The sequence below is a fragment of the Sporosarcina sp. Y838 genome (assembly GCF_056786515.1).
In genome coordinates, this window is sequence record NZ_JBXCJD010000027.1 from 1 (window position 1) to 24,060 (window position 24,060).

Here is a 24,060-nt window from a genome sequence, read left to right on the forward strand (position 1 = left end):
CTTTGCGTCATCAATCTTAATTGAACCGCCGTATACCGAACGGTACGTACGGTGGTGTGAGAGGTCGGGAGTTAATCACTCCCTCCTACTCGATTATGGATTATTTGAACTTTAAAAGAATTAGGATATGTGCTTTGGGGTATAGCAAGAGATAAGTAAAAATATTTAGTTCAATCAACTATTCAAATTTAACAACAGGAGGAAATGGTATGGAGTATAAAGGAAGAAAAAGAAGCTCAAACGTAGAAGATCGCAGAGGGAAGGGTAAAGGTGGTATAGCATTAGCGGGAGGTGGAATTGGTGGTTTAATAATTATACTAATTATTACTTTTCTTGGAGGTAATCCAAGCGATATCTTAAATGGTACACAGAATTCCGATTCAGGGAGTTCGGTCCCTTACGAGGAAACTGCTGAAGAAAAAGAACTCGCTGAATTTGTATCTGTTGTTTTAGCTGATACAGAAGTAGTTTGGACCGAATTATTCCGTGAGCAAGGCCAAGTGTATGAGGAACCGGTGCTCGTTTTATACACAGACCAAGTCCAATCAGCTTGTGGTGTTGCAGGCTCTTCTGTGGGTCCGTTTTATTGTCCTGGTGACCATAAACTCTACATCGATTTGAGCTTCTATCAGGAACTTAAAGACGAATTCCAAGCACCAGGTGATTTTGCGATGGCCTATGTAATCGCCCATGAAGTTGGGCACCATGTGCAAACTCTATTAGGTATCACTGAGCAAGCAAATGCACTTCGTTCGAAACTTAGCAAGGAAGAATTCAATAAATACTCAGTGAATATGGAGTTACAAGCTGATTATTACGCTGGTGTATGGGCTAAGCATCAGAATGACAATAATTTTCTTGAAGCAGGAGATATTGAAGAAGCAATTAACGCAGCAAGTGCTGTAGGGGATGATCGTATCCAGAAAAAAACACAAGGATATGTTGTTCCTGATAGTTTTACACATGGAACCTCTGAGCAAAGGATGAACTGGTTTACAAAAGGTTTTGAAAATGGAACCATTGAAGGTGGAAATACATTTGAAGCAAGTGGGTTTTAATTAAAAAAATATTGTGAAGAAAAAAATCTTGCTTACAGCCATTTAGCTGTGAGCAAGATTTTTTCATTAGAAGATTAAATTAGTAAATCAAACAGTGTACTATCATTGTTAACTTCTTTAAACATGAAACCGCATTGATCCATCCGCTGAATAAGTCCAGCATAGTCTGACTTATTCTTCAGTTCAATCCCGACAAGCCCCGGACCGCTTTCCTTGTTATTTTTTTTCGTATATTCAAATGTTGTAATATCATCATCTGGCCCAAGTACTTCGTCCAAAAACTGACGTAATGCACCTGAACGCTGTGGGAAGTTGACAATGAAATAATATAAGAGTCCTTCATAAATCAAGGATTTCTCTTTAATTTCTTGCATCCGTCCGATATCGTTGTTCCCACCACTAATTACACAGATCACTGACTTGCCACTAATTTCTTCCTTATAGAAATCTAGGGCAGCGATTGGTAAAGCTCCAGCTGGTTCCACGATGATTGCATGTTCATTGTATAGATCCAATATAGACGTACAAACTTTACCTTCAGGAACAAGAACAATATCATCTAGATATTTGCGACAGATTTCAAAAGTAAATTGACCTGCACTTTTAACAGCTGCCCCGTCGACAAATTTATCAATGAAATTTAAGGTTGTCACTTCATTATTTTTTAAAGCTGCTTTCATACTTGCTGCACCTTCTGGCTCTACACCAATCATCCTAGTGTTCGGTGAAACATTTTTAATGTAAGTGCTCAAACCTGCCATTAGCCCGCCACCGCCAATACTAGCGAACACAAAATCAATTGGTTCTTCAATGTCATTCATCATTTCAACTGCAACTGTCCCTTGTCCAGCAATAATATCGTAATCATCAAAGGGATGGATGAATATTCGGTCCTCTGCATCAGCGCATTTGAAAGCTTCTTCAGAAGAATCATCAAATGTATCACCTACTAATATAATTTCAACAAAGCCTTTACCAAACATTTTAACTTGGTCAATTTTTTGTTTTGGGGTAGTTTGCGGCATAAAGATCTTTGCATCTATACCTAGATGTGCACATGCATAAGCGACCCCTTGGGCGTGGTTACCCGCACTGGCGCAGACCACTCCTTTTTCGAGTGCTGCTGCTTCAATCGTTTTGATTTTATAGTAGGCACCTCTTAATTTAAAAGAACGGACATGTTGTAAATCTTCTCTCTTTACATAGACACGACAATTGTACTTTTCTGATAGTCGTTCATTTTTTTGGAGAGGGGTATGTCCGACTACATCTTTTAATAATTGATTGGCAATTAGTATGTCTTCCACTTGAATTCCAGTTTGTTCTGTCTTCATAATGTTCATTGTAATCTCAACACCCTTCAATATCGTTTTCCAATGATAACATGAAATCCTGCGTATGTGCATGAGAATCTTCTTAATTGTGCGTTATTTATTGTAGGTGCTATTTCCAATGGATTGTATAGTTTACATAAATGAATGCTTCTCCACCCCAGTGAAATGTAAAACATCAACGTGTGGAAATGTTGAGCTCCTGATCCCACCTCGTAAAAAAAGCTTTATCCCATAAAAATATGTTTGAATAGCAGTTCCAATCTATTTTCTATACCATTAAGAAGAGGTGATGGTCAGCTATGTCAGATAAAACGAAGAAACGTTATGAAATTGATCTTTATCAACCGATTAAAGAATACTTTACATGGCAGGGGTACGATGTTTATGGTGAAGTGAACGAGTGTGATATAGCCGCGGTGAAAGAACAGGAATTAATTCTCATAGAGATGAAGCTCACTCTTAATATTGATTTACTGATGCAGGCAACAAAAAGACAGCGATTGACGAATCAGGTCTATGTTGCAATACCTAAACCCAAAATCAGTTTTCGCTCGAAAAAGTGGAAAGATACTTGCCATTTGGTGAGGAGGCTTGAGTTAGGTTTGATCACCGTATCATTTCAAGAAGAAGTTGCCGTAGCGAAAATTATATTTCATCCCACTTCTTTTGATCGGAAAAAAAGCATGCAGCGCAGCACGAAAAAACGGTCAGATATGTTAACAGAAATAGCAGGTAGACTCAGTGATTTTAACATTGGTGGAAGTAGCCAGACTAAAATTAATACAGCTTATAAAGAAAATTGTATTCATATTGCCTGCTGTTTTTTACATTATGGTCCCTTATCTCCAAAATCGTTGCGTGAGATGGGGACAGGAGAAAAGACAATTACAATTCTAAATAAAAACTATTATGGATGGTTTGATAGAGTCAGTAGGGGAATATATACAATTAATGATACTGGTAAAAATGAATTGGGTGCCATTCCCGAACTGTATAGCCATTATTGTGAAGTTGTAAAAAAACACAATGACCAATGAGCAGCCTTGCAAGAATTTGTAGAATAAATTTAAATAGAAGATATTGTTTTACGTGCTATTATTGATAGAGTCAATACATAAGAAGAGCTATGTGTATTTAAATTGGGGGAAATTGTATGTTAAATGAGAGTCAATTAATTGCAATAAAGCAACTACAAAACCAATGTGAGAAAGCAGACGGTTTTCAATTGAAATTCAACTGGGAAATGCTCCGTGAAAGAGATGGACGTCAAATGGATTTCTTTCATATAGAAAATGGGGAACTGATCGCTTTCCTAGCTTTATATAGTTTCGGATCTACAGTTGAGGTTTGTGGAATGGTGAAGCCTGAAGAAAGAAGGAAAGGCCATTTTACGAAACTATGGACTCAGGCATTAGTACTAATGGAACAATATAGCTTTGAAACGGTTTTATTGAACGCACCTTCTTCATCAGACACAGCAAAGAGCTGGATATCTAACCAACCTTACACTTATGCGTTTTCTGAATTTCAAATGGTCTGGAAGGAAAAAACAATTGAGCCGAGTGACGAAGTTCTTTTACGTTCCGCAAAACCGCGGGACGCTGATTTAGAAGTATTGCTTGATGTACTTGCTTTTGGCATGGATGAAGAAGATGCAAGGTCTCATCTGGAACGGATAAAAGAAAGAGCGGATGAGCAGTTTTTAATGATTGAAGCTGATAACAGGACAGTAGGAAAGGTTCGTATCAACCGAATGGACGGCGATGCTTGGATTTATGGATTCGCTGTCCTCCCAGAATTTCAGGGAAGAGGATACGGTAGAAAAGTTTTGCGAAACATTATTAAGCGTGAACATGATGCTGGTAATCGAATACGACTTGAAGTCGAAGCGAAAAATAATCGTGCGCTAACCTTGTATGAATCAGTTGGATTTGTAAAAGTGCAGGGGCAGGATTATTTTAGGAAGAACAAAGAATAAGTTAAACTTGAACAAGCTGAAGCTATTTCGCCATACCGGCGGAAAGGGCATCAGCTATTCTGTATTTATAGAATTTCGATACAAAAGAAGCATACTAGATTGCTTAGGAGACCTAATAGCATTCCGTTAAACTTATACAAAGGGATGTTTTTATATCAGATCGAGTTTGTCGAATAATTGGCCGTTTTTGACCTTTTCTCTTATTATAATGTAGGGTAAAATAGACTAGTAGAATGCTAGGGGGAAAATAGTGAAAAATACATTAACGATACAGTTGGGAACAATAATCGTGGGCATCATGGTTGCGATGCTGGCGATTACTTCCGTTGCTACATATAAGACAGCTTACGCCAAATTATATGATGCAGCTGGTGTAGAGGCATACGGCTGCGCCAATATTACAACTGGTTTAATTCGCCCGGAAGATGTAGATAAAATGCTCGAAGGCGACGTTGGAGTCATGGACGAGGTTGGTAAACAACTAAACTGGACAATCAACCATAAACCCATTTTCGAAACGCAATACATTATTGATTTAGATGGAAAAATACTTGCTCTTGATGATAATTTGAAGAAATCAGGGTTTAAACCGGGAAAATCCGTTACGGTCGATGAGGAAGCAATTGCAATGCTTTTGGAAACTAAGCATTCAACTTATTCAGAGCTCTATGAATTCGCCGGTATGGAACACTTGTCCGGTTATGCACCGATATTTAAAAATCACGATCCAACTGAAGAAATTATTGCAATAAGCGTTATAGACTTTGATGGTTCAATTGTAGCAGGCAGGACATGGGATGTCGTTCGTAATGGTATTCTCATAAGCTTGATACCAATGATTCTTGCTTCAATTGGAACAATCCTATTAATCCGACGTAAAACAAAATCAATTTCTGTATTAATTTCCCATGCAAAAGAAATTGCGAAAGGCAATCTTGCAATCGAAGATACAGTTGTAAAGGGCAATGATGAAGTAGGAGATCTCGGTCGTACATTGAATACAATGACAGCGAACTTGCGTAATATGATTGGTACTGTGAAAAGCACATCTGTCCAATTGACAAAAAACTCTCTTGATACGACGGCATCTTTGAATGAAATGCAGATGGCTATTCAGCAGGTTGCACACAACATGAACGAAACAGCTGCATCTATTTCAGATGGTACCATCAATGCAGAGAACGCATCGAAGATCTTATCATCCTTAGCAAGCGATCTCCAAAATTCAAAAGAAATAGCAGATCTTAGTGTGAGTAAGTCACAACAAACGATGCAAATTGCTAAAGAAGGACAACTTAGCGTGAATGAAATTAGCAGTGATATGGAAAAAATCAGGATTTCTTCAAATGAAGCTGGAGGTACAATTCAAAAACTGATTGAATCTACAACAAAAATCCAAAATATCACAAGTTCAATTGCAGGAATTGCCGCACAGACAAATCTACTTGCGTTAAATGCATCGATCGAAGCTGCAAGAGCCGGTGAACATGGTAAAGGGTTCGCAGTTGTAGCAGAAGAGGTACGAAAACTTGCGGAACAGTCCAATATGGAAGTGTTGGAAGTAGAAAAATTGGTACGCGATATAACAGAAAGTATAGGGCAAGTTGTTAGTTCCACTTCAGATAGCAATAAGCTAATTGAATCGGGTACTGAAACCGTCCGTTTGACCGCAGTTTCATTAAGTAATATATCCAGTGCTGTTTCAGAAACTGTGAAAGAAATAAATTTGATTTCAGAATTAACGACAGCTGAAGCGGAGAACTCTGAACGGGTGGTAGGGCTAATTAGTCAACTGACTCACTCAATCCATTTAATCGAAGATAAGACAAATAGTATTTCCGCGGCTACGGAACAGACTTCAGCTTCTATTGATGAAGTTGCCGCGCATTCAACTGAAATGAGTCAGATGGCACAGGATCTCGAGGAACTTGTAGGGCAATTCAAACTGAAATGATATAATGACAAAACCCGTAAAAGCAATTACTTTTATGGGTTTTGTCATGAAAAGGAATTTTTAATTCGGTTGATAGGGAACATAAATTAGAATTCCTACTTACTTTGAAAGTTGATGTACCGTCTGTGAATTTATTTTTAGATCCGAAAACTTACAATTCATAGAGGAATACATTATAATTTTTTAGTGGACATGATATATAAAATACTTGATAGAACGGAGAGATTTCATGACAAGAGAAAAACAACTACATAAGAGGATTCTTTCTTTTCTGCTGCTATTAACAATTACTGTTCTGGCAGCTTGTGGTTCCAACGCTAAAGAAGATGAAAAAGTTTCTAGTTGGGAGAAAATAAAAGAAAAAGGTGAAATTGTAGTAGCGACATCTGGTACACTTTATCCGGTTTCTTTTCATGATAGCGAGAGTAAAGAACTGACAGGTTATGAAGTAGAAATAATGAAAGAGCTGGGTAAGCGCCTTGATTTGGATATTAATTTCGTTGAGATGGGGCTAGATGGAATGCTAACTTCCTTGAACAGTGGGCAGGTCGATCTCGCTGTGAACGATATTGAAATTACGCCCGAACGGGAAGAAAAATTTACTTTTTCAGAACCATATAAGTATTCGTTTGGTACAGCAATTGTACGTAAATCAGATCATTCAGGAATTGAATCACTTAAAGATTTAAAAGGTAAAAAAGCAGCAGGTGCAGCGACTTCGGTATACATGCAAGTCGGTCGAGAATACGGCGCAGAAGAGGCTATTTATGACAATGTAACAAATGATGTTTACTTACGAGACGTTGAAATTGGCCGAACGGATGTTATTTTAAATGACTATTATTTACAAAAACTTGCTCTAAAAGCTTTTCCTGAATTTGAGATTATGATTCATCCAGACATAAAGTATCATCCCAATGTCCAGGCAATCATTATGAAAAAGGACAGTAAGGATTTACTAGAACAAGTAAATACTGTGCTAGTTGAAATGAAAGATGATGGTACGATTTCACAATTAGCTGAAAAGTTTTTTGACGGAGAAGACGTGTCCATTGAAAAAGATTATGATATTGAATAATTGGAAAGGCGGGTTATAAAGTGAGTGGAATTGAATGGAACCACATTTTTGACTTGCCACTTGCTATCGAATCATTTCCGTATATTTTGCAAGGTGTTGGTTTCACGATACTCATCTCTTTTGGAGGGATGGCATTCGGATTAGTTCTGGGTTTAATCCTGGCGCTTGGTAGGACGTCTAAACTGCTACTATTCAGGTGGCCTTCTCGAATCTATATTTCCTATATGCGGGGAACACCCATGCTGGTATTTCTATTTTTGTTATATTTCGGATTGCCGAATATAGGCATAGAGTTTACTGCCGTTACAGCAGCGTTAATAGGCTTTAGTCTTCATTCATCCGCCTATATGGCCGAAATAATTCGGTCATCGCTTAACTCAGTCGATAAAGGTCAATGGGAAGCTTCTACTGCCTTGGGTTTGTCATATATGCAGTCAATGTATTCCGTTATCATACCTCAAGCGACTCGCATAGCCATTCCGCCATTGTCGAACGTTATGCTAGATTTAATCAAAGCATCATCGTTAGCGGCGATGATTACAGTACCTGATTTGTTTCAGCGTGCAAAAATCGTCGGGGGAAGAGAATTCGATTATATGACAGTTTATATTTTGGTTGGCCTTATTTACTGGGGTATTTGTTTGCTAGTCGAAATATGGCAAAGCCAACTTGAGAAACGTTCAAATTACGTTTAATATGTTTTCATCATCTGTCATTTCAGTAAGAGCGCATGATATAATGGAATCAAAAACATAGTTGAGGAGCATGCGATATGTTGAAGGATTTCTTTATCGGGTTATCTCAAAATCAGTTATTGAATAGTGCTGCTAAAAAATACGGATTGAAACTTGGTGCGCAAAACGTAGTAGCAGGAACAAATGTAGAAGAAACAATCCAAAGCATTAAAGAGTTAAACTCTTATGGTATTTCTTGTACTGTAGATAATCTGGGTGAGTTTGTTTATGCAAAAGAAGAAGCATTAGCTGCAAAAAAACAAATACTTGAAGTAATTGAAGCAATCCATCAACATGGAGTCGATGCCCATATTTCATTGAAACCTTCTCAACTAGGTTTGGATATAGATCTTGATTTTTGTTTGGAAAATCTAAAAGAGATTGTTTCTAAGGCAAAGAACTACGATATCTTCATAAACTTCGATATGGAAGATCATGCTCGTTTGCAACCATCGTTTGATCTACTTGATGAATTATCGAGGACATATGATAATATAGGAACAGTCATTCAAGCTTACTTCTTCCGTGCAGTAGGAGATATTCAAAAGTATAAGAATTTCCGCTTGCGAATAGTAAAAGGTGCATACAAAGAGTCTGAACAATATGCTTATCAAAATAAAGATGAAATTGATGAAAACTATATTAAGTTAATTGAATGGCATTTGCTAAATGGTAAATTTACATCGATTGCTACACACGATCACAACGTCATAAATCATGTGAAACAATTTGTTAAGGATAATAATATTCCGTATGATAAATTTGAATTCCAAATGTTATACGGCTTCAGAAAAGATATGCAATTAAAATTGGCCAGTGAAGGGTATAATTTCTGCACTTACGTACCCTTCGGAAATGATTGGTACGGCTATTTCATGCGTCGTCTTGCTGAAAGGCCGCAAAACATGAATCTTATTGTCAAACAAGTATTTAACAAAAAAACAAATACAGTGCTTGGTTTAGCAGTCGGAGCTTTTGCAGTTGGAAGATTTACCAAGAAAAAATAACATTAAAATAAAAAGGTGTAAAATGAGATGCTTCTCATTTTACACCTTTTTCAATTTAGCCCACTGTAATAATGACTACGAAGTAAATGACCATCGAAATTAACCCGATTGGAACGCCAAAACGTGCCCATTCAATACTTTTAATATTCAACTTTCCTGCAGCGATAATATTAGGAATGTTTCCTGGTATTAACATTCCTCCGCTTATAAGCAGGCCTAGTAAAAGGGCCTTAATTGTCGAATCATTCATCTCAGGACTGATTTCTGCGGCTGCTAATGTGGCATTGTCGAGCACTGCTGAAATCATATTAATCCAATAAAGAATCAAAGGATTCATGTCGAGTAAATAATTTTCGATAAATGGTTCAAAGCCAGCTCCGAGCAATGTTAAAGCCATTACAAACAAATAGACTTTAAAGCCCCGAATAATTATTTCGATGTATGATTCCGTAACAGGAATTGTTTTATATCTGTTTAACTTTTTTGAAGGGTTGATCATTACTGCAGCTAGTATGCCAAAAGCAATAACTCCAGGAATGATATCGGGTCCGATTAGGCGTAGCAAATAGAAAAAGTCCTCATCTAATTTACTAGTGGCAATGGTTGAAAGTGGTTCGCCAATAGGCGTCAAGACCGCACCGAGTCCAATTGAGTAACAAGCAATTATTACTAAACGTATTTCAGATTTCCTATCAAGTCGTAACACACCGACAATTGCAACCAATACAATTGCAGCAACAATTGCAGTAATTACACTTGAAAGTAATCCTAGAACGATAACATTGAGTGCTATAAATAAGCGGAAAGGAATTGCTTTGCTCATAATCAGTACTCCTTTGTGAAAAGGAGTTCGAAGCCACCGAAACAATAGCCCGGCAATTATAACCGCTAATGTAATATTTACCGGATCCTCCAACGCTTTTAATATGAGATAGGAGTCAAGTACCTGGCTAACCAGAACTGCGAAAATACCCATGATGAATAAAAAGAATTCTAAATTCCTTTCAACTATTTTCATTGTAAAGGGCAAAAATAAAACCAGTATTAAAATTATAGTCAAGCCAAGTAGCATGATATACCTCCATTATTCAATTTAATAAGAGTCCATTAATTATCTTATTATAAATAGTAAAGGAAAATACCTATGAAAAAGCTTGAACCACAACTTGAAAATGAGTAAAAAAACAGGCAGCCCCTATTACTAGCGGAGCCGCCTGTTTTAATAATATTTCTATTTAACGTACGCCTTTCATAAAACGCTGGATAACTGGAGAAACTGCGAAGAGTAGAATACTAAATAGTATTGCCGTCCCGCCGATGATTCCAAAGTACATTAATTCTGTTTCAGGTTTGTATAATTTTACAAGTTGTGCGTTTAATGCTTGTGCAGCTGCGTTTGAAAGAAACCATAGACTCATTGTCTGCGCAGAGAACGCTGCAGGAGCCAGTTTTGTCGTTGCAGATAAACCTACGGGTGATAAACACAATTCTCCTAGGACGACGATGAAGATGCTTAAAATGAGCCACAGTGGACTTACAAGTGCATCCGTACCTCCCAAATAGCCAGGCACTAAAATAACGATGAAAGACAATCCGGCAAATAGTAGTCCAAGGGAGAACTTCTGCGGAATAGTAGGTTGCCGATCACCAAGTTTCATCCAAATCCATGCAAAGAATGGTGCCAGAGTGATTATGAATAAAGGATTAAATGATTGGAAAAAGGCTGGTGAAATCTGATAGCCAAAGATATTAAGATTTGTCCGTGTATCCGCATATAATGCAAGTATTGTTGATCCTTGCTCAGCAATTGCCCAGAATATAACTGAAGCCACGAAGAGTGGAATAAACGCAATAATACGTGAGCGTTCATCATCATTCGTTTTCGAACTTCTATACATTACAACGAAATAGGCTGTAGGGATCAAGAAGCCGAGAATCCCGACAATTGCAATGAATGAGTCAAATGTAAGCCAGCCACGGGGAATGGCAATGGCGACGAGAATTGCAATCGCAATAGCGCTAATCGCAAAAATTGAGAATACTTTTTTCTTCTCGCTCGCTTCCAATGGATTTGCTACTTGCGTACCAGCAAGTCCAAGACTTTTCTTTTTCGTAAGTATAAATATCAACAGTCCAATGAACATCCCGACTGCCGCAACACCGAAACCAAGATGGAAACTTGTCTTCATTAATTCTCCGACAATCAGTGGAGAGATAAAGGCACCCATGTTTATACCCATATAGAAGATACTGAATCCCGCGTCTCGACGGTTATCATTTTCCGGGTAGATGTCCCCAACAACACTAGAAACGTTAGGTTTTAATAGACCAGTACCAATTACAATGAGTACCATTGAAACGAAGAATAATGTAATGTTACCAGGAATTGCAAGGGCGATATGGCCAAGCATGATGAAAATTCCACCATAAAAAATCGCTTTAGATGTACCGAAAATCCTGTCAGCTAACCAACCACCGATTATCCCTGACATGTACACAAGGGAACCGTAAATGGACATAATAGACAATGCAACTGTTTTGTCTAGTCCGAGGCCGCCACTTGATATTTCGTAATACATATAGAACACAAGGATTGCTCTCATGCCGTAATAAGAGAATCGTTCCCAAAACTCTGTGAAGAATAATGTGAACAAACCTTTTGGATGCCCAAAGAAACCTTTTTGAGGGACACTTTCCACGATTTGTTTTTTTGATATCTGTGACATAATAATGCCTCCTTCATATTCTACTATAATACAATCAAACGTTTTCAATTGTCAAAAATAGTTGTTAGAAATACTGTGTTTTTGAATAACGTTGTAATTACAACATTTCAATGTTGTTAGAATCTTTCTAATGGATCAAATAGATAATTACTAAATATATTTATACTATATTAATATATTTAATTTATTTATAGTTCATGTTAACAAACTTTTGTTCATATAGTTAAAGGAATACAAAAACTGAACCAAACCAAACCATTGGGAAACTTGAAGCTATATGACTATCTACAACTCTTTTTGTAGCGCTTGCGTCGGAACACTTCTCAGGAAAAGTGGAATGATGATGCTTCTCTTAGAAGTATTATATTTAAGTCGCTCTTTTACATTTTGAAACTCACAATTTCGCAATCTGATACTTCGATAGGGACGAATGTTCGTTCCATACATAACGATAGTCACTCTACAGCCATTTCCGTTAACCTCCACTTAACTCCGCATTGAAATTTGTGCAGTCATTTACCAAAAAAAGAAATTAATTGGTTATCGACTAACTAGTACAGGAGGAGAAACGTTGGAAATCTATGATGTCGTTTTAATTCCACTTATCATTGGAATAGTGGAGTTGTTGAAAATGTACGGTATGCCAAAAAAATTATTACCGGTAACAGCCATTCTCTTCGGAATTGTAGGTGGAGTTGTATATATATACCCTCATGATATCAAGGCAGCGATACTCATTGGGTTAATGATGGGGCTTTCTGCGAGTGGGCTTTACTCAGGTAGTAAAACTGTGGTTAAAAGACAATGAAAATAAAATATCTCTAAAGAATAAATTTATCTAAGGTATTTATGCTTACATCGGATAATTCTGGCGTAAAAAGTAAAAATATAGAACTTACCTGTGCATTCTGGCAAACAGGTAAGTTTTTTGTGTTTTATTAAACTAATAGTTTTGCATTGAAATTTCATTTCTGAATTTATTTAGAAATAAATCGCAGGATATTTAGTGATGACGGAAAATTCTAAATGGTATATACTAATTAAAAATGATGGGGTGAAATGGATGAATGTACCACTACTATTACCGCAATTTCTTGACCGTGCAGTTTCTTTATATGGAGAAAAGGAAGCGGTATATTGCGAAGGACGTAAATATACTTATTATCAACTGAATGAGAGAGTCAATCAGCTTTCACATGGGCTACGTGAATTAGGGATATGTAAAGGTGATAAAGTTGCATATTTAGCGGGGAATTCACTTGAAATGCTAGAGGGATTTTATGGCGTGTTTCAACTTGGAGCAGTCATGGTTCCTTTGAATATTAGATTAAAACCGGAAGACTATGCCTTTATTCTGAACCATAGTGAATCAAAAGTGCTTTTTGTCGATCAAGACCTCTATGAATTAATCAGTCCAGTAATAGACAAGTTTGAAACAATCAAGCATATTATTGTTCATTATAAGGATTCTGATACTAGTGAAACGAGCTATGATGAATGGTTAGCCTCTTTTTCAACTGAGCCATTTAACCGGACTGAACTTGATGAAAATGATGTCTGCAGTTTACTGTATACGAGCGGTACCACTGGAAATCCAAAAGGCGTCATGTTGACACATCGCAACAATTACCTACATGCACTTAGTACAATGCACCATTTAAGGGTTACTGACTCGGATGTTTATCTGCATGTGCTCCCAATGTTTCATGTGAATGGCTGGGGATCACCATTTTATTACACCGCAAATGGAGCTACACATATTTGCTCAAGAAAATCCACTCCAGAATCCATTTTTAATGCGCTTAAAGAACACAAAGTTTCTATTTTACACATGGCACCCACTGTATTGAACGCATTATTGCTATACCATGATCAGCATCATCCGGTAATCGAACAAGATATTCGTGTTGTCATTGCAGGATCTGCACCGCCTCCCGCTTTCATCAATCGTGTCGAGGAAGAGTTGGGTTGGGAATTCATCCAAGTGTATGGCATGACAGAAACATCACCACTCAGCCTGATTTCAACAATTCGCTCGCATTTAACCGGACTATCAAGAGCGCAACAAATTGAATTAAAAGCAAAAGCTGGTTATTCGATGATTGGAAGCGATGTAAAGATTCTAGACGAACAAGGGGACGAGGTTGCACATGACGGCAAACAAGTTGGGGAAGTGGCGGTGCGTAGCCATGGCGTCATGAAAGGTTATTGGAAAAATGATCAAGCTACGGAAGAGGTACTACAAAACGGGCGGCTATTGACGGGCGACATGGGGACCATTGACGCAAATGGATACATCAACATAGTGGACCGCAAAAAAGATGTTATTATCAGCGGTGGGGAGAATATATCTTCAATTGAAGTCGAAGGAGTCCTTTATGGACATCCGGCAATTCTCGAGGCTGCGGTCATAGCGGTACCGCATGAGAAGTGGGGGGAAACGCCACACGCCTTTATTGTACTACGTGAAAATATGACTTCGAACGAACAGGAGATTATCGCATATTGCAAAGAAAGATTAGCTCATTTCAAAGCAGTAACTGGGATTACTTTTGTAGATGAACTTCCGAAAACAGCCTCCGGAAAAATACTGAAAGTTCAAATTCGTGATGCTTATTGGGAAGAAAAAGGAATAAAAGGTCGCCTTGTAAATTAAAATGATAAGTAGCTTGTAAGTACATTGAGTTATGTACTTACAAGCTTTTTCAATTTCCCTCCTCATAACGAGCAATGAGAATCCGAAGAACAGCAATGTAGTTCCGGGAACATAGAGAACGCTAAAAAATGATGTTTTTCACCGTTAATTTCATATAACATTCCCATATCGATTTGGAATGCTTGTTTGACTTCTGCAGGAGCATTTGAAAAAGCTTTTGAATGATTATCACATCCTTTCTCAAGAAACGTATTGATGGAATTGTACCGCTTCATGGAATTAGTGGAAATTAATCTCACGTAACATGCATTTTTTAGATGATAAGATGCATTTAATAGTACAATACACTTTTAAAAAGCTATGTTAATCGGCTATGATAGAATAAGGTAGTCATTAGAAATGGAAGTGTAATCATGAGCCAATTAATTATTGAAAACCTCACAAAGACAGTTGGGGAAAAAACTTTGTTTAAAAATATAGCCTTTACGGTTGCGAGTGGAGAAAAAGTGGGTTTGCTCGGCATCAATGGGACAGGTAAGTCAACTTTACTGTCAATCATTGCAGGAGTCGAAGAAGCCGATTCGATTTCGACCGATCATCCGAATAGATACCGAATTGTATATTTACCTCAAGAACCTGAAGTCGACCCAGAACTTACTGTTATGGAAACAGTGTTCAAGAGTGACGCACCGATTATCAAGGTTAACTTAGAGTATGAGCATGCACTTCAAGCACTTTCTGCAAATCCTGAATCTACACTGAATCAGGACCAATACTCGAAATATCAAAATGAGATGGACGATTTATCCGGTTGGGATATAAATTCAAAAGCCCGTACAATTTTATCGAAACTTGGCATTGAAACGTTTGATAAGAAGATGAGTGAACTTTCGGGTGGACAAATAAAGAGGGTAACGCTCGCAAAAGTTCTAATTGAGCCTGCAGATCTCTTACTTCTCGATGAACCGACAAACCATTTAGATGTAAATTCGATCATGTGGCTGTCAGATTACTTGAAAAATGAACAAGGCGCTGTTATCTTTGTTACCCATGACCGCTACTTCTTGGACGAGTTATCAACTGGCATCTATGAACTTGCTGATAAAACGTTATATTCTCATACAGGTAATTACGGAAATTATCTTGAGTCGAAAGCAATTCGTGCGGAGATGGCAGCATCGACAGATGATAAGCTTCGCAATCAGTACCGATCTGAATTGAAGTGGATTAGAAGAGGTGCGAAAGCAAGATCGACCAAGCAAAAAGCACGGATTGGGCGCTTTGATGAACTAGCGGAAAAGGTTAAAAAAGAAGACACGAGCGGAGAAATGGACGTCGCGCTTAAGTCGACGCGACTAGGCAAGAAAGTGATTGAAGCGGTAGGCATCTCGAAGTCGTTCGGTGGAAGAAAAGTCATTGATGATTTCTCGTGCATTCTACAATCAGGTGACCGTATCGCGGTTGTCGGACCTAATGGGGCAGGAAAAACGACGTTATTGAATATGTTATCCGGTGAAAGTGAACCGGACAGCGGAATCATCGATAAAGGAACAACAGTAAAAATTGCTCATTTCCAACAACACACGCCAATAATGGATGAGAAAAAACGAATTATCGAATATATTCGTGATACGTCGAATGATATCGAAGATGCTGATGGTGTCCGCATTTCAGCTTCTCAAATGTTGGAGCGTTTTTTATTTCCTACACAAGCACACGGGACACCCATCGGTAAACTATCAGGTGGCGAGCGAAAAAGACTATATTTACTAAAACTACTTATGGAACAACCTAACGTCATGATTTTGGATGAACCGACAAACGACCTTGACCTTGAAACCCTTTCTGTATTGGAATCTTTCATCGATACATTCCCGGGTGTTGTTATCACTATCTCACATGACCGGTTCTTCTTAGATCGTACATCAAAAAAATTATGGGTAATGGATGGATCAGGGGATGTCGACACCTGGTTTGGTATTTATTCTGATTTCCTAGAAACGTATGTACCAAAAGAAGTAGTGGTACACGAACCAATCGTTAAAATAGAAGAGCCGATTCAACAGGAACTAAAAAGGAAGATATCGTACGCTGAAAAGAAAGAATATGAAACAATTGAGTCGGACATCGAGAAAGTTGAGAAATTAATCGAATCCACGGAAGCAGAAATGGCGTCCGCTGGGTCTGATTACGATAAATTAAGAGATTTAACGTCATCACTTGGAGAATTGAACGGTAAATATGAAAGTCTTATTGAACGCTGGTCGTTCTTACAAGAATTGAATAAGTCCTAACGAAAGGGGCAAATGAACTTGAAAATAGTAACGATTGAACCGACACCAAGTCCGAACTCAATGAAAATCATTCTCGATACTGAGCTACCCAAAATGATAAGTCATAACTATAAAAAAGAGGATATGGGGTCCGCACCGCACCCGATTTCAGCTTTATTGAACATTCATGGCATAAAAGGAATTTACCATGTCATAAACTTTATGGCGATTGAACGCATAGGGAACGTTGCATGGGAAACGATACTTGCTAGTGTCCGAGCCGTTTTCAATGAAGAGCAGAGTGAAGAAACGGAAATTGAAGTGGAGATCGACGATAGTTTTGGCGAAGTATACGTACATGTTCAAACCTACAAAGATATTCCGCTACAAGTAAAAGTTTTTGATAGCGAATCAGAAGAACGTTTCGGTCTAAGTGACCGTTTTGTACAAGCAATGGAGAAGGTTCATGGGCGAGAAGTGGAAAATTATATTTTATTGCGTAAATGGGCAGATTATGGAATTCGTTACGGAGAAAAGGCTGAAATCGGTGAAACAGTGATTCAGGAAATAGAGGCGGCTTATCCAGAAGAACGATTACTTGAGATTGTCCGTCAGGCGAATGAAGGACAAAGTGAAGGTGTCCAGAGCGGTAGAAAAATTTCACTGGAGGACTTCTCAGTTGACCAATGGGAGAATAGATTTCAACTACTTGATCAAATACCTGATCCCGACATGTCGGATGCAGCACTTCTGGAGCGGGCACTGGACGATGAAAAGATGTCAATTAGACGCCTCGCAACGGTTTACCTGGGTATGATTGAAGACGTCGCAGTTATTCCGTATATTGAAAAAGCACTTAAAGACAGAAGTTGGGCGGTGCGTAGGACGGCGGGAGACTGCATGAGTGACCTTGGTTTCGAGGGGTTCGAACAGGCGGCAATTGAAATATTGAATGATAAGAATAAACTAGTTCGCTGGCGTGCGGCTATGTTTTTATATGAAACAGGAACTGAAGCGGCGTTGCCTGCTTTGAAAAAGGCTGAAAACGATCCGGAGTTCGAAGTTAAGCTTCAAATTCGTATGGCAATTGCCCGAATTGCTGAAGGCGAAGATGCCAAGGGGTCAGTTTGGAAACAAATGACAGAAGCGCGAACAGGCTCAAAATAGTAATATAACGAGTGCGATTATTTAGATGTTAAACGTTAGTGGATGTGAGAACTTACATTTCGCTAACGTTTTTTCTAAATCAGAAAAACACAAGTGTCTGTTAAGAGATGCTAGAGCCTTGATGTGAAATCTCTATCTTGCGTCTTATCCACAGTACGTGGTTTTCTAGTTTCCTATGCTATGAAAAATGGGAGGAAGATGAATGAAACTGTTGAAAATCCTTATCCTCTTACTATTAATTATCGGCGGAGTAGGATATGGAATCTATCATTTTGGAACCAATATCGCATCGGACAAAGTAATGAACGTTGTAACTACTGAATTAGAAAACAGTGGACAATTAAACGAAATCAAACAAATGGTGGCTGAGGACCCTGAATTAATGCGTATCATTGAAGAAGGTGCAAATGTTGATAATAATAATCTTCCTTTCACAACAAAAGAGCAAGCAACAAGAGTTTTAATCAAAAAAGTCGGATTCAGTGAACTCCAATCTATTCACTCTAAAGCTCAAAGTGGAATGTCGAACGAGGAAATACAGGAACTATTAGTGGATTTAGAAGGAAAGCTCACAGAGGAAGAAATTTTGGCATTAAAAGTTATCGCTTATAAAGAATTCTTAGAATAATGCTAATCTCAAACATAAAAGTAGGATGATTTGAAACAAAATCATCCTACTTTTATGTTTGGTGTTTTGGTGATATAGTAGAACACTTGTGATTCTTCCGTAGGATATCATCACATACCTATGCAATTTTTTATCAGAGAAAGGTCGTTATTGAACGTGGGACCACTAAAAGGAAATAAACGAATACGATTTGCATTACTTCTGGGTACATTAGCAGCATTGGGACCGTTAACAATTGATATGTATCTACCTTCATTTCCGACAATTGTAAGTGCTTTTGGTACTACGGCTACCTATGTACAGGTCAGTTTAACTGCTTGCCTCCTAGGTATAGGGTTAGGCCAACTTATAATCGGCCCAATGAGTGATGTCCATGGACGGAAAAAGCCGTTGCTGATGGCACTTATTGCTTATTTTGTCGCATCAATTTTATGTGTAATTTCTCCAAATATCGGCTTTTTCATTGCAGCGCGTTTCTTGCAGGGTTTTGCTGCCGCTGCGGGTATCGTTATCTCTAGGGCTGTCGTCCGAGATTTATACAGCGGACGGGAATTGACAAAGTTTTTTGCTTTGCTCATGCTTATTAATAACTTGGCACCAATCCTCGCACCTGTTCTTGGGGGAGGCATCCTAGCGTTTACTGAGTGGACTGGTATATTTGCAGTCTTGAGTGCAATCGGCTTTTTGTTGTTTGTCATTGTTTTATGGAGAATGGATGAAACTTTGCCTGAACAGATGCGCATGCCAAGTAATCTTTCTCATACGATAAAAAACTTTCTGTCACTGTTAAAAGATAGACAGTTTATGGGGTATGCACTTGCACAAGGTTTCATTATGGCTGGCATTTTTGCTTATGTCGCTGGGACACCGTTTGTTTATCAAAATATATACGGAGTTTCTCCGCAGACATTCAGCATACTATTCGGTATGAATGGATTTGGACTTATCATCGGCGCGCAGGTAGTAGGACGCTTAACGGGTGTTGTATCTGAAAAACGATTTTTAGAATCGGGTTTGTTCCTTTCTATTACTTCAGGCACATTGCTGCTGATTGCCGTGTTATTAAATGGACCACTTATTACAATCGTTATTCCTATCTTTTTTTTCGTCGCTTCGATTGGGATCATTTCGACATCATCCTTCTCACTCGCGATGGAAAAACAAGGGCATATTGCAGGTAGTGCATCTGCTTTACTTGGATTACTACCATTCATTTTAGGTGCAATCACGGCGCCACTTGTTGGAATAGCAGGAGAAGAGACAGCAATCCCAATGGGAATCATTATCTTCGCATCAAGTTTAATTGCAGGCCTCGCGTATTTTAGACTCTCAAGAGTCAAAGTCTAACGAAACTAACAGAAAAACAGCCGCCCACTCAATTGAGAGTAGGTGGCTGTTTTCAAGAGATTGTAAACACAGTTTTATGGAGCTGGAGCGGCAATTAATGGTGGTGTTAGAATTAATGAAGATGTGTCTTGGCTAAGTGTTAAACGTTGATATTTTCGCGTTTATTGTGTGGGCAAGTTTCAATTTTTAAATGACCCATTCTTGACTACATACCCGACAACAACCGCCGAGCAATTTGCTCATACTCATCTCTGCCGATACCGGGTGCAAACTCTTCAGGGATACCCTCAAAATCAGGAATTTCATAGCCTTTTGGCATGCCTTCTTTTACAAATAGCTTTTCACCACTACTTGGATTGGTCCCTTTCCAAATCTGACGTATGTCCTTGTATTCTCCAGTATCATTCCAAGTAAATAATACATTACCGTATCCTAGATTTTCATATTTTCTTGCAGTATCAAAGACGCGATTATCTAAATTAGGTATTGGTAGCATCTTTGTCAAGTCAGTGCCAGTGGCCATTTCTAACGCTTTTGCATAGGCGAGTATATGTGTACCTCCCCGAACGAGCAAATAACCAATCATTTCTCTTGCTGTTGGATGGTCTGTCATTTCATATACACGCATTTTATGCGTTCTTGCTCCGCATTCAAGAAAGAAGTTATGCAATAGGTCAAGTACTAAATTTCCACTGGAAAACACATAATCTCCGCGCCATGGATTGCCCATTGAGTCTCCGGGCATTGAAGTTTGTGCATTTGCTATGAAGGCATACGTATTCCGCTTATCTTTAGCATTTTGTAAAGGTGTTAAGTTTGGGTCTGCTGTAAAAGATGTACCTTGATTCACTATATTTATCGTGTTAGAAACGAGTTCAACATGACCGAACTCCTCTGCGGTAATACTCGCAACTAAATCATAGAAAGGCCTGAGCTTTCCTTTCTGCCTGAAATTAAATGATTGGTACATATAGTTATTAAGCGTTGACATTTCTCCAAATTTTCCGCCCAACAGTTCCTGAACCGCAGAAGCTGCGTTAGCATCCCCGTATTCTGGGATAGGTAGATCAATCGGTAATTGATTTACACGTTTGATCAATTGATTCACTCCCTCCATTATGAATCTTTGAAATTCATGTAAGTGAAACCCAGACAATTTCTTGCAGTCTAACGTAAAATGGCGTGTCGCTCACGTTAATTACAACATGATCAGGCATGACTGTTATTAATAAACCTTGTATCGGATTTTTCGTTGTTTGAATAACGATATTTTTTGACCTGAAACTTAGTAAGGATTGATAAAAGTAAGGGTCGAATACACTTACCATTTTGACTTCCGATTGTTGTCCATTCATACTTATCCCACCTCTCTTCAGATTCGACCTAGTATATGGGCGAAGGCGGAACTTTATGATTATGAGGTACTGCATGGATCTTGATTAGTAAATTTAAAGTAGATAGTAGCAAAAAAACTTGGTGTAAAATTGTTAAAAGGCGACTGCTCATTTCGAATGGATGTCAGTATGTATCGATAGCCAGGAAGGAAGTAACAGCACAAGATCGATTGAGAAGGTGGCTATTTTATGCGTTCGTAACAACTAAAAGAAATCATAGAATCTAACATATAAAGTGAAGAACCGTGAAAAATTATGAAAGACAAGGTAGAATAGAACTCGTGGAACTTGATTTACAAAGCGAATTTGAACACATATGAAAAGGGGCGAAAACATGAATGCTTACGATGAGTACATGAAAGGTATCGTTAAACCGATGCGTGAAGAGCTTGTAGGGACTGGATTTACGGAATTAACGACGTCTGAGGATGTCGAAAGTACTATGAAAACACTTGAGGGGACTGCACTGGTAGTGATCAACTCGGTCTGTGGATGTGCCGCAGGTTTGGCGCGCCCAGCTGTCAGAGAAGCATTAAAAGGAGCCGAACATAAACCAGATCACTTGTTGACTGTATTTGCTGGACAGGATAAAGAGGCGACTGAAATGATGCGAGATTATTTCCCAGAAGTACCGCCGAGTTCACCTTCGATTGCCCTTTGGAAAGATGGAGCATTAGCTTATTTTATACCAAGAGAACAAATCGAAAATTTCGAAATGGAACAAATTAAAGACCATCTATCAGAAGTACTCGACCAAATTTGTAAATAATGGGTACAGTCATTACGACTGCCGGCAGACCAAATGATAAATCGATACAACTTGCATTAGAAGCTTCTAGAGCTCTCGGTTATCCGATTGTCGAACGAAATAAACAGTCTATTCACGGGATGCAGAAAACTAGTGGCGCGGATGTGCTTGTAGCGGGCAAGAATCGCTATGAGTTATATCGGATTGGAATGGAAGACCCATTTTTCTTTCATCCCAATTCGGCCGCGTTCAGATTGAAACGGCTTGCGAACGGGGAAAAGGATCCATTAATTGAGACAGCTCAATTGTGTAAAGGAGATTCATTTCTCGATTGTACGCTTGGTCTTGGATCAGACAGCATTACCGCATCTTTCATAACAGGAGAAAACGGTAAAGTGTTAGGGATTGAAGCTGATCCTTCAATTGCATTTATAACCGGTCGGGGACTTCGTTCATTTCCTTCCCATTCTGAACAACTTACTTTGGCCATGCTAAGAATAGAAGTTATTCAGTCGGAGGCAATTGATTATTTAAGTAAGCTATCCGATTCTTCCTGGGATATTGTCTATATAGATCCGATGTTTCATACACCTATTGTCGAATCATCCAATTTCACACCACTGCGTCAAGCTGGTGTACATAGATCGCTTACAGATGAATGGATAGAACAGGCACAACGTGTATGTAAACGGCGTGTTGTTGTAAAAGATCGTTTTGATTCACCCGTATTCGAAAGATTTCATATGGAACAAGTAGTAAGACCGAATACGAAATTCCATTTTGCTTTTATCCAAAAGTGAAGAAATTAAAAACGCCGTCATCCAAAAGAAGTGGACGACGGCGTTTATCGCTATTAATGTGTGAAATTCAATGAGCTTAGGTATAGGATCAATGCGAGCATCCCTAGGCCGATAAACAATTGTACATCCATTAATGAGTACCTCCTTCAAGAAAACGAACATTTATCTACGTTATTATTGTACAATGAAAGTGAGAAAGAAGAAACCTTTTCAATAGCTTTTCGTCAAAATAGAATATTAAAATATACTAAATTGCGGGTGAGATACTATGAAAAAGTGGTTCCAGAAAACGCTCATTGTTGCCGTAGCACTTTTGACATTTGGTGCAATTCCACCAAATCATGAAATTTGGACTAACTTGCAAGACAAAGGTCTTTCAAAAATTTCGGATAGACCCTTACAGAGTACAGATTATTCGATTGGATTAGCCGATTCTTTAGATGAAGAAAATCTGATGGGGAGCTCCGATTCCTTAGAAGAACTATTTATCACTTCTGCAAAAAGACTATCCTATATGAAATTCGGTACAAAAGTTGGGCCAGTAATTGCCGATGATTTTGATAATATCATTTTCCCGAAAATTGAAGAAGCCATTCAGATGACACTTGAAAAATCCGATAATCTTCATAAACGGCGTTTAGCTATCAGTGAAAAGCCTGCCGGAGATTATTCGGAGAAAATATTTAATGTATATGATTTGGATGATAGGAAAGATCTTATTCGTTTTCATGTACGAACTGAGAAAAGGCCTCAAGACGGCTACTTCTATAACTTTCATTATCATATCGCCGAAGATGAATTTACAGCTCATTACTCAATTGGCGACATATATTGGGCAAAAGACACACCTCCAAAGTGGTTATCTTAAATAACCACGCTGGGGGTGTGTTTTTATTTAATTTTTGGATGCCCTACATAAAGGGTTTATGAGCGGAAAAATCATTAGTTAGAGACTCTAAACACTCATGAACCTCCCACGACTGAAGTCACGGGTGTTCTTGGCTTAATCATAAATTTAAAGATGGGGGCTCGTCGAAATGACGTGCCCTTTGATTGGAATTTAATATTTTGACCATCGATTAAATCAGTTTCAATTTCTCCGTGTGGCCTAAAAGCAGTTTATTACCAATAAATGAAACTTCTCATTAGTCTTGGACGTATCTTAATATAGGAGCTAT

General features: G+C 38.4%; 21 protein-coding genes. 16 read left to right on the forward strand and 5 right to left on the reverse strand.

Annotation, left to right across the window (positions count from 1 at the left end; translation table 11 throughout):
• Positions 1 to 209: 209 nt before the first annotated feature.
• On the forward strand, positions 210 to 1,058 hold the full coding sequence (gene ypfJ, locus AC1TO4_RS18380) for a KPN_02809 family neutral zinc metallopeptidase (RefSeq protein ID WP_482106481.1): 849 nt from the start codon (positions 210 to 212) through the stop codon (positions 1,056 to 1,058).
• A gap of 74 nt (positions 1,059 to 1,132) precedes the next feature.
• Here ypfJ and ilvA read toward each other — a convergent pair whose 3' ends face one another.
• Positions 1,133 to 2,401: a threonine ammonia-lyase IlvA gene (ilvA, locus tag AC1TO4_RS18385; RefSeq protein WP_482106482.1), complete on the reverse strand. Its 1,269-nt coding sequence runs from the start codon at positions 2,399 to 2,401 to the stop codon at positions 1,133 to 1,135.
• A gap of 290 nt (positions 2,402 to 2,691) precedes the next feature.
• Here ilvA and AC1TO4_RS18390 point away from each other — a divergent pair, with 290 nt between their 5' ends.
• The 6 genes from AC1TO4_RS18390 to AC1TO4_RS18415 all read left to right on the forward strand — a co-directional run bounded on the left by AC1TO4_RS18390 (position 2,692) and on the right by AC1TO4_RS18415 (position 9,143).
• Entirely contained in the window at positions 2,692 to 3,429 is a 738-nt protein-coding gene (locus AC1TO4_RS18390) for a DUF2161 domain-containing phosphodiesterase (protein ID WP_482106483.1), read from the forward strand.
• A gap of 116 nt (positions 3,430 to 3,545) precedes the next feature.
• Positions 3,546 to 4,370 (forward strand): GNAT family N-acetyltransferase, encoded by an 825-nt coding sequence (locus tag AC1TO4_RS18395; protein WP_482106484.1) that lies wholly within the window; start codon positions 3,546 to 3,548, stop codon positions 4,368 to 4,370.
• A gap of 298 nt (positions 4,371 to 4,668) precedes the next feature.
• Entirely contained in the window at positions 4,669 to 6,324 is a 1,656-nt protein-coding gene (locus tag AC1TO4_RS18400; RefSeq protein ID WP_482106504.1) for a methyl-accepting chemotaxis protein, read from the forward strand.
• A 229-nt stretch (positions 6,325 to 6,553) separates the two neighbouring features.
• Positions 6,554 to 7,402 carry a transporter substrate-binding domain-containing protein gene (locus AC1TO4_RS18405; RefSeq protein ID WP_482106485.1) on the forward strand — a complete coding sequence of 283 codons (849 nt, stop codon included), beginning with the start codon at positions 6,554 to 6,556 and terminating at the stop codon, positions 7,400 to 7,402.
• A gap of 20 nt (positions 7,403 to 7,422) precedes the next feature.
• Positions 7,423 to 8,097, forward strand: a complete 675-nt coding sequence (locus AC1TO4_RS18410) for an amino acid ABC transporter permease (RefSeq protein WP_482100645.1) — start codon at positions 7,423 to 7,425, stop codon at positions 8,095 to 8,097.
• Between the two features lie 77 nt (positions 8,098 to 8,174).
• On the forward strand, positions 8,175 to 9,143 hold the full coding sequence (locus AC1TO4_RS18415) for a proline dehydrogenase family protein (RefSeq protein ID WP_482106486.1): 969 nt from the start codon (positions 8,175 to 8,177) through the stop codon (positions 9,141 to 9,143).
• Between the two features lie 55 nt (positions 9,144 to 9,198).
• Here the strand turns inward: AC1TO4_RS18415 and AC1TO4_RS18420 are convergent, their stop codons facing one another.
• Positions 9,199 to 10,215 (reverse strand): DUF1646 family protein, encoded by a 1,017-nt coding sequence (locus tag AC1TO4_RS18420; RefSeq protein ID WP_482106487.1) that lies wholly within the window; start codon positions 10,213 to 10,215, stop codon positions 9,199 to 9,201.
• A 163-nt stretch (positions 10,216 to 10,378) separates the two neighbouring features.
• A complete protein-coding gene (locus AC1TO4_RS18425; protein ID WP_482100642.1) occupies positions 10,379 to 11,869 on the reverse strand; it encodes a peptide MFS transporter in 1,491 nt (496 codons plus the stop codon).
• 571 nt (positions 11,870 to 12,440) lie between these two features.
• Between AC1TO4_RS18425 and AC1TO4_RS18430 the strand changes: the two genes are divergently transcribed.
• From AC1TO4_RS18430 to AC1TO4_RS18455, 6 genes are all read left to right on the forward strand, one after another.
• Entirely contained in the window at positions 12,441 to 12,677 is a 237-nt protein-coding gene (locus AC1TO4_RS18430) for a hypothetical protein (RefSeq protein ID WP_482100641.1), read from the forward strand.
• A 255-nt stretch (positions 12,678 to 12,932) separates the two neighbouring features.
• Positions 12,933 to 14,525: a long-chain-fatty-acid--CoA ligase gene (locus tag AC1TO4_RS18435; RefSeq protein WP_482106505.1), complete on the forward strand. Its 1,593-nt coding sequence runs from the start codon at positions 12,933 to 12,935 to the stop codon at positions 14,523 to 14,525.
• Between the two features lie 413 nt (positions 14,526 to 14,938).
• Complete coding sequence (locus AC1TO4_RS18440) at positions 14,939 to 16,819, forward strand: ABC-F family ATP-binding cassette domain-containing protein (protein ID WP_482106488.1); 1,881 nt, start codon at positions 14,939 to 14,941, stop codon at positions 16,817 to 16,819.
• Positions 16,820 to 16,837: 18 nt separating this feature from the next.
• A complete protein-coding gene (locus AC1TO4_RS18445; RefSeq protein ID WP_482106489.1) occupies positions 16,838 to 17,965 on the forward strand; it encodes a virulence factor in 1,128 nt (375 codons plus the stop codon).
• 202 nt (positions 17,966 to 18,167) lie between these two features.
• Positions 18,168 to 18,593 (forward strand): hypothetical protein, encoded by a 426-nt coding sequence (locus tag AC1TO4_RS18450; RefSeq protein WP_482106490.1) that lies wholly within the window; start codon positions 18,168 to 18,170, stop codon positions 18,591 to 18,593.
• A gap of 156 nt (positions 18,594 to 18,749) precedes the next feature.
• Positions 18,750 to 19,940, forward strand: coding sequence for a Bcr/CflA family multidrug efflux MFS transporter (locus AC1TO4_RS18455; protein ID WP_482100636.1), 1,191 nt, complete (start codon positions 18,750 to 18,752; stop codon positions 19,938 to 19,940).
• 205 nt (positions 19,941 to 20,145) lie between these two features.
• Here AC1TO4_RS18455 and AC1TO4_RS18460 read toward each other — a convergent pair whose 3' ends face one another.
• The gene (locus AC1TO4_RS18460) at positions 20,146 to 21,039 is read right to left on the reverse strand and encodes a manganese catalase family protein (protein ID WP_482106491.1); all 894 of its coding nucleotides are present in this window, start codon (positions 21,037 to 21,039) and stop codon (positions 20,146 to 20,148) included.
• A gap of 34 nt (positions 21,040 to 21,073) precedes the next feature.
• On the reverse strand, positions 21,074 to 21,295 hold the full coding sequence (locus AC1TO4_RS18465; protein WP_482106492.1) for a YuzF family protein: 222 nt from the start codon (positions 21,293 to 21,295) through the stop codon (positions 21,074 to 21,076).
• Positions 21,296 to 21,668: 373 nt separating this feature from the next.
• Between AC1TO4_RS18465 and AC1TO4_RS18470 the strand changes: the two genes are divergently transcribed.
• The 3 genes from AC1TO4_RS18470 (at position 21,669) to AC1TO4_RS18480 (ending at position 23,750) form a co-directional block, all read left to right on the forward strand.
• Complete coding sequence (locus AC1TO4_RS18470; RefSeq protein WP_482106493.1) at positions 21,669 to 22,103, forward strand: BrxA/BrxB family bacilliredoxin; 435 nt, start codon at positions 21,669 to 21,671, stop codon at positions 22,101 to 22,103.
• Positions 22,103 to 22,882 (forward strand): class I SAM-dependent methyltransferase, encoded by a 780-nt coding sequence (locus AC1TO4_RS18475; protein ID WP_482106494.1) that lies wholly within the window; start codon positions 22,103 to 22,105, stop codon positions 22,880 to 22,882. The genes AC1TO4_RS18470 and AC1TO4_RS18475 overlap by 1 nt, the downstream gene beginning before the upstream one ends.
• Before the next feature lie 268 nt (positions 22,883 to 23,150).
• Complete coding sequence (locus tag AC1TO4_RS18480; RefSeq protein WP_482100630.1) at positions 23,151 to 23,750, forward strand: YpjP family protein; 600 nt, start codon at positions 23,151 to 23,153, stop codon at positions 23,748 to 23,750.
• Positions 23,751 to 24,060: the final 310 nt, after the last annotated feature.